At 76.0% G+C, this 4,646-nt stretch carries 6 protein-coding genes; all 6 read left to right on the top strand.

The genetic code is table 11. From position 1 onward, the window contains the following. Positions 1 to 262: 262 nt before the first annotated feature. Positions 263 to 703, top strand: a complete 441-nt coding sequence (locus ACIQOV_RS28470) for a gamma-glutamylcyclotransferase family protein (RefSeq protein ID WP_401053303.1) — start codon at positions 263 to 265, stop codon at positions 701 to 703. Positions 704 to 791: 88 nt separating this feature from the next. Then, the gene (gene cbiE, locus ACIQOV_RS28465; protein ID WP_401053300.1) at positions 792 to 2,030 is read left to right on the top strand and encodes a precorrin-6y C5,15-methyltransferase (decarboxylating) subunit CbiE; all 1,239 of its coding nucleotides are present in this window, start codon (positions 792 to 794) and stop codon (positions 2,028 to 2,030) included. Then, entirely contained in the window at positions 2,027 to 2,788 is a 762-nt protein-coding gene (cobM, locus tag ACIQOV_RS28460; protein WP_359901657.1) for a precorrin-4 C(11)-methyltransferase, read from the top strand. The genes cbiE and cobM overlap by 4 nt, the downstream gene beginning before the upstream one ends. Further along, positions 2,788 to 3,525 carry a cobalt-precorrin-6A reductase gene (locus ACIQOV_RS28455; protein ID WP_401053305.1) on the top strand — a complete coding sequence of 246 codons (738 nt, stop codon included), beginning with the start codon at positions 2,788 to 2,790 and terminating at the stop codon, positions 3,523 to 3,525. The genes cobM and ACIQOV_RS28455 overlap by 1 nt, the downstream gene beginning before the upstream one ends. 160 nt (positions 3,526 to 3,685) lie before the next feature. Next, positions 3,686 to 4,189: a DinB family protein gene (locus tag ACIQOV_RS28450; RefSeq protein ID WP_387685211.1), complete on the top strand. Its 504-nt coding sequence runs from the start codon at positions 3,686 to 3,688 to the stop codon at positions 4,187 to 4,189. Between the two features lie 38 nt (positions 4,190 to 4,227). Continuing rightward, on the top strand, positions 4,228 to 4,646 hold a 419-nt coding region (locus tag ACIQOV_RS28445), incomplete at its 3' end, for a protein phosphatase (RefSeq protein ID WP_401053297.1).

The following is a 4,646-nucleotide window of genomic DNA, read 5'->3' as shown; positions in this document are numbered from 1 at the left end:
GGGGGGCGCGGGCGGGGGCCGCCTCGGCCCTGACGGCGGCGTCGGCGGGAACGGCGGGGACGGCGGCGGGAACGCCGGGGGTCAGGCCGGGATCCGCGGCCGGTTGGGAGGGTGAAGCGGGCGATGTCATGGGTGTCCCCCTTGGACGGTGCTGGCCGAACATCCGACATGACAGCGCATGGACGGCCCGGCGCGCCAGTCCGTATCGGAACCCGGACCGCGGGACGTACGGTGGGCGATCCCCGACGAGGACGTCGAACCCGTGCCCGCATCCGAGGAGTCCCTGCCGTTCTTCGTGTACGGCACCCTGCGCAGCGGCGGCCGCAATCACGCCGCCCACCTGGCCGGACGCTGCACCGGGATCCGGCCGGCGGTCCTGGAGGGCGCCGCGCTGCACGAGGGCCCCGGCTTCCCGTACGCGGTGCCGGATCCGGCGCCCGGGCGCCGGATCCTGGGTGAGCTCGTCACCGTACGCCCGGGCGCGTACGCCGGAGCCCTGGACGCCCTGGACCGGCTGGAGGACTGCCGGGCGGACGGGACCGGGCTGTACGTGCGGCGGCGGATGGCGGTGCGGACGGCGGCGGGCGAGCTGCGGGACGCCTGGGTCTACCTCGCCGGACCGAGGGCCGAGGCACGGCTGCGGGAGCGGCCGGCGCTGATCGAATCGGGGGATTGGGGAGCGGCCGGGGGAGGAGTGGGATGACGGGTGGCGGATGACAACCGCCAGGTAGGCTGCCCCGGCCAATGAGATTTCCTGCTCATCGGCCCATCGAACGACGAGGAGCCACCCGGTGCCCGAGCTGCCACCCCCGATCACCGTCGTCGGGATCGGGGCCGACGGCTGGCCCGGCCTCGCCGACGGCTCCCGGGCCGCGCTGCGGGAGGCCGAGACCGTCGTCGGCGGCCCCCGCCAGCTGGACCTGCTCCCCCACGACGACGTCACCGCCGAGCGCGTCCCCTGGCCGTCCCCGCTGCGCCCCGCCGTCCCCGGACTGCTCGCCGCCCACGCCGGCCGCCGCATCGCCGTCCTGGCCAGCGGCGATCCGATGTTCTACGGCATCGGCCGCACCCTCGCCGAGACCGTCGGCGCCGAGCGCCTGCGCGTCCTGCCGCACCCCTCCTCCGTCTCCTACGCCTGCGCCCGGCTCGGCTGGCCGCTGGAGGCCACCGAGGTGGTCAGCCTGGTCGGCCGGCCGCTGGACGCCCTCTCCCTCGCCCTCCACCCCGGCCGCCGCCTGCTGGTGCTCAGCGCCGACGCCGCCACCCCGGCCGCCGTCGCCGAGTTGCTCACCGCCCGCGGCTTCGGCGGCGCCCGCCTGCGGGTGCTCGAACAGCTCGGCGCCCCCGCCGAACGCCACCTCGACGGCCCCGCCGACGGCTGGCCGCACCCGCCCGGCGACCCGCTGAACGTCATCGCCGTCGACCTCGGCGACGGCCCCCGCACCTCCCTCGTCCCCGGCCTGCCCGACGCCGCGTACGAGAGCGACGGCCAGCTCACCAAGCGCCACGTCCGCGCCGCGACCCTCGCCACGCTGGCCCCCTCCCCCGGCGAGCTGCTCTGGGACGTCGGCGGCGGCTCCGGCTCGATCGCCGTCGAGTGGCTGCGCGCCCACCGCGACTGCCGGGCCGTCAGCATCGAGCGCGACCCGGCGCGCGCCGAGCGGATCGTCCGCAACGCCGCCGCACTCGGGGTGCCCCGGCTCCGCGTGGCGACCGGCCCCGCCCCCGCCGCTCTCGCCGAACTCCCCACCCCCGACGCCGTGTTCATCGGCGGCGGCCTCACCGCGCCCGGCCTGCTGGACGCCTGCTGGGCCGCGCTGCGCCCGGGCGGCCGGATCGTCGCCAACACCGTGACGCTGGAGTCCGAGGCGCTGCTCACCGAGTGGTACCGGCGCCACGGCGGGGAGCTCGTCAAACTCGCCGTCTCCCACGCCGTCCCGGTGGGCGGCTTCACCGGGTGGCGCCAGGCCATGCCGGTCACCCAGTGGTCCGCAGTCAAGCCCGAAACCCCTCAGGAGAACGCCTCGTGACCGTCCACTTCATCGGAGCCGGCCCGGGCGCCGCCGATCTGATCACCCTGCGCGGCCAGCGCATCCTGGCCCGCGCCGAGGTCTGCCTGTACGCGGGCAGCCTCGTCCCGCGCGAGCTGCTGGACGAGTGCCCGCCCGGCGCCCGCCTGATCGACACCGCCCAGCTCAACCTGGACCAGATCACCGCCGAGCTGGTCGCCGCCCACCGGGCCGGCCAGGACGTGGCCCGGCTGCACTCCGGCGACCCGTCCGTCTTCTCCGCCGTCGCCGAGCAGATGCGCCGCCTGGACGCGGCCGGCGTGCCGTACGAGGTGGTCCCCGGCGTGCCCGCCTTCGCCGCCGCCGCGGCCGCGCTGAAGCGGGAGCTGACCGTCCCGACCGTCGGCCAGACCGTCATCCTCACCCGGATCGCCAAGCGCGCCACCCCGATGCCCGAGGGCGAGGACCTCGCCACCCTCGGCCGCAGCGGCGCCCTGCTGGTGCTGCACCTGGCCGCCGGCTACGTGGACGACGTGGTCGAGCAGCTGCTCCCCCACTACGGCGCGGACTGCCCGGCCGCCGTGGTCGCGATGGCCAGCCGCCCCGACGAACTGGTGCTGCGCGGCACCGTCGGCGACATCGCCGAGCAGGTCAAGGCGGCGGGCGTGGTCCGCACCGCCGTCATCCTCGTCGGCCGCACGCTGGCCGCCGAGCAGTTCCGCGACAGCCACCTCTACTCGGCGGACCGCGAGCGCCCGCACGAGCCCTGCGGGGCGTGATGCGGCACGTCCTGATCCTCGGCGGCACCACCGAAGGGCGGGCGCTGGCCGCCGAGCTGGCCCCGACCGCGCACCGGGTCACCAGTTCGCTGGCCGGCCGGGTCGCCCAGCCGCGGCTGCCCGCCGGGGAGGTACGGATCGGCGGCTTCGGCGGACCGGAGGGTCTGGCCGACTGGCTGCGCACCGAGCAGGTGGACGCGGTGGTGGACGCCACCCACCCGTTCGCCGCCGGCATCTCCCGGAACGCCGCCCTCGCGGCCGCCGCCACCGTGGTCCCGCTGCTGGTGCTGCGCCGCCCCGGCTTCACCCGCGTCGACGGCGACCGCTGGCTCCCCGTCCCCTCCCTCGCCGCGGCGGCCGACCTGCTGCCCCGGCGCGGGGAACGGGTCTTCCTCACCGTCGGACGACAGGGCGTCGGCGCCTTCGCCCACCTGGACGGGGTCCACTTCCTCGCCCGCTCGGTGGACCCGCCCGAGCCCCCGGTACCGCCCTCGTTCGAAGTCCTGCTGGACCGGGGGCCGTTCACGATCCACGGCGAAGAGGCACTGCTGCGCCGACACGACATCGACGTCCTGGTCACCAAGGACAGCGGCGGCGCCGCGACCGCCCCCAAGCTGGCCGCCGCGCGCGGACTCGGCCTGCCCGTCATCATCGTGGAACGCCCTCCGGTCACGGGAGGCGTCCCGGTCGCACCGGACGTCCCCGGCGCACTGCGCTGGCTGGAGCACCTGGGCTAGCCGGCCCGGGCGCTGGACGGCCCGGGCGCCAGCCGGCCCGGGCGCTGCGGCTGCTCACCGTCGTGCTGTTGCCCGCTCGCTGTCGTGCTGGTGCCCGCTCGCCCGGTCGTGCCGCGGAAATTGCGGGGCGGCCCCGGTGGACGTCGGGAAGGATAGCCCGATGACCGACGATCAGCGTACGCAGACTCCCCGCACCGCCGACGAACGCGCCACCCTGGCAGGCTTCCTGGACTACCAGCGCGACACCCTCGCGATGAAGTGCGCGGGCCTCACCGCGGAGCAGCTCCGCGCCCGCGTGCTGGAACCGTCCGGGCTCTCCCTGCTCGGGCTGGTCCGCCACCTCGCCGAGGTGGAGCGCAGCTGGTTCCGCAACGTCCTCGACGACGAGGGCCTGCCGGGCTTCTGGAAGCACCCGGACGGGTCCTTCGCCGAGTTCGACGCCGACACCGCCGACCCCGACGAGGCCTTCGCGATCTGGCGCCGGGAGTGCGACCACGCCCGGGAACTCGTGTCCGCCGCCGAGTCGTTGGACGTCCTGGGCCACTACGGCGACGAGGTCTTCTCGCTCCGCTGGATCCTCACCCACATGATCGAGGAGTACGCCCGCCACAACGGCCACGCCGATCTGCTCCGCGAGCACCTCGACGGCACCACCGGCGAGTAGCACCGGACGCGGCCGGACGACGAGGGAGCGAGCAGAGCGTGCGGACCCGCCAGAAGGAACGCGACACCCCCGGGCCGTCCGAGCCCTGGAACGAGATCGTCCCCGGGCTCTGGATGGGCGGGCACTACTTCACCCGGCCCGGCGGCGAGCTGGAACTCGCGATCGTACGGGCCGAGTTCGACCTGGTGGTCAGCCTGTTCACCCGTTCCGGGCACGGTCCGGCACCGGGGGTGGAGCACGTCGTCCGGGAGGTGCCCGACGCCCCGCTCTCCCCCGGTCAGCTGCTCGCCGTCCAGGAGGCGGCCGAGCTCACCGCGGCGGCCGTCCGCCGGGGCCGGCGGACGCTGGTGCGCTGCCACTCGGGGTACAACCGCTCGGGCCTGGTGGCGGCGCAGGCGCTGATCGGCCTCGGCCACGAGAGCGGCGAGGCGGTCCGGCTGGTCCGGGAACGGCGCTC

The sequence above is a fragment of the Kitasatospora sp. NPDC091257 genome (genome assembly GCF_044757675.1).
GTDB classification, from domain to species: domain Bacteria; phylum Actinomycetota; class Actinomycetes; order Streptomycetales; family Streptomycetaceae; genus Kitasatospora; species Kitasatospora lactacystinica.
This window is presented reverse-complemented; position numbering and strand designations above follow the sequence as displayed.

Excerpts from the sequence above, each read along its gene's own strand:
- ACIQOV_RS28450 (WP_387685211.1), top strand. The coding sequence starts at position 3,686 with ATGACCGACGATCAGCGTACGCAGACTCCCCGCACCGCCGACGAACGC.
- ACIQOV_RS28455 (WP_401053305.1), top strand. The coding sequence starts at position 2,788 with ATGCGGCACGTCCTGATCCTCGGCGGCACCACCGAAGGGCGGGCGCTG.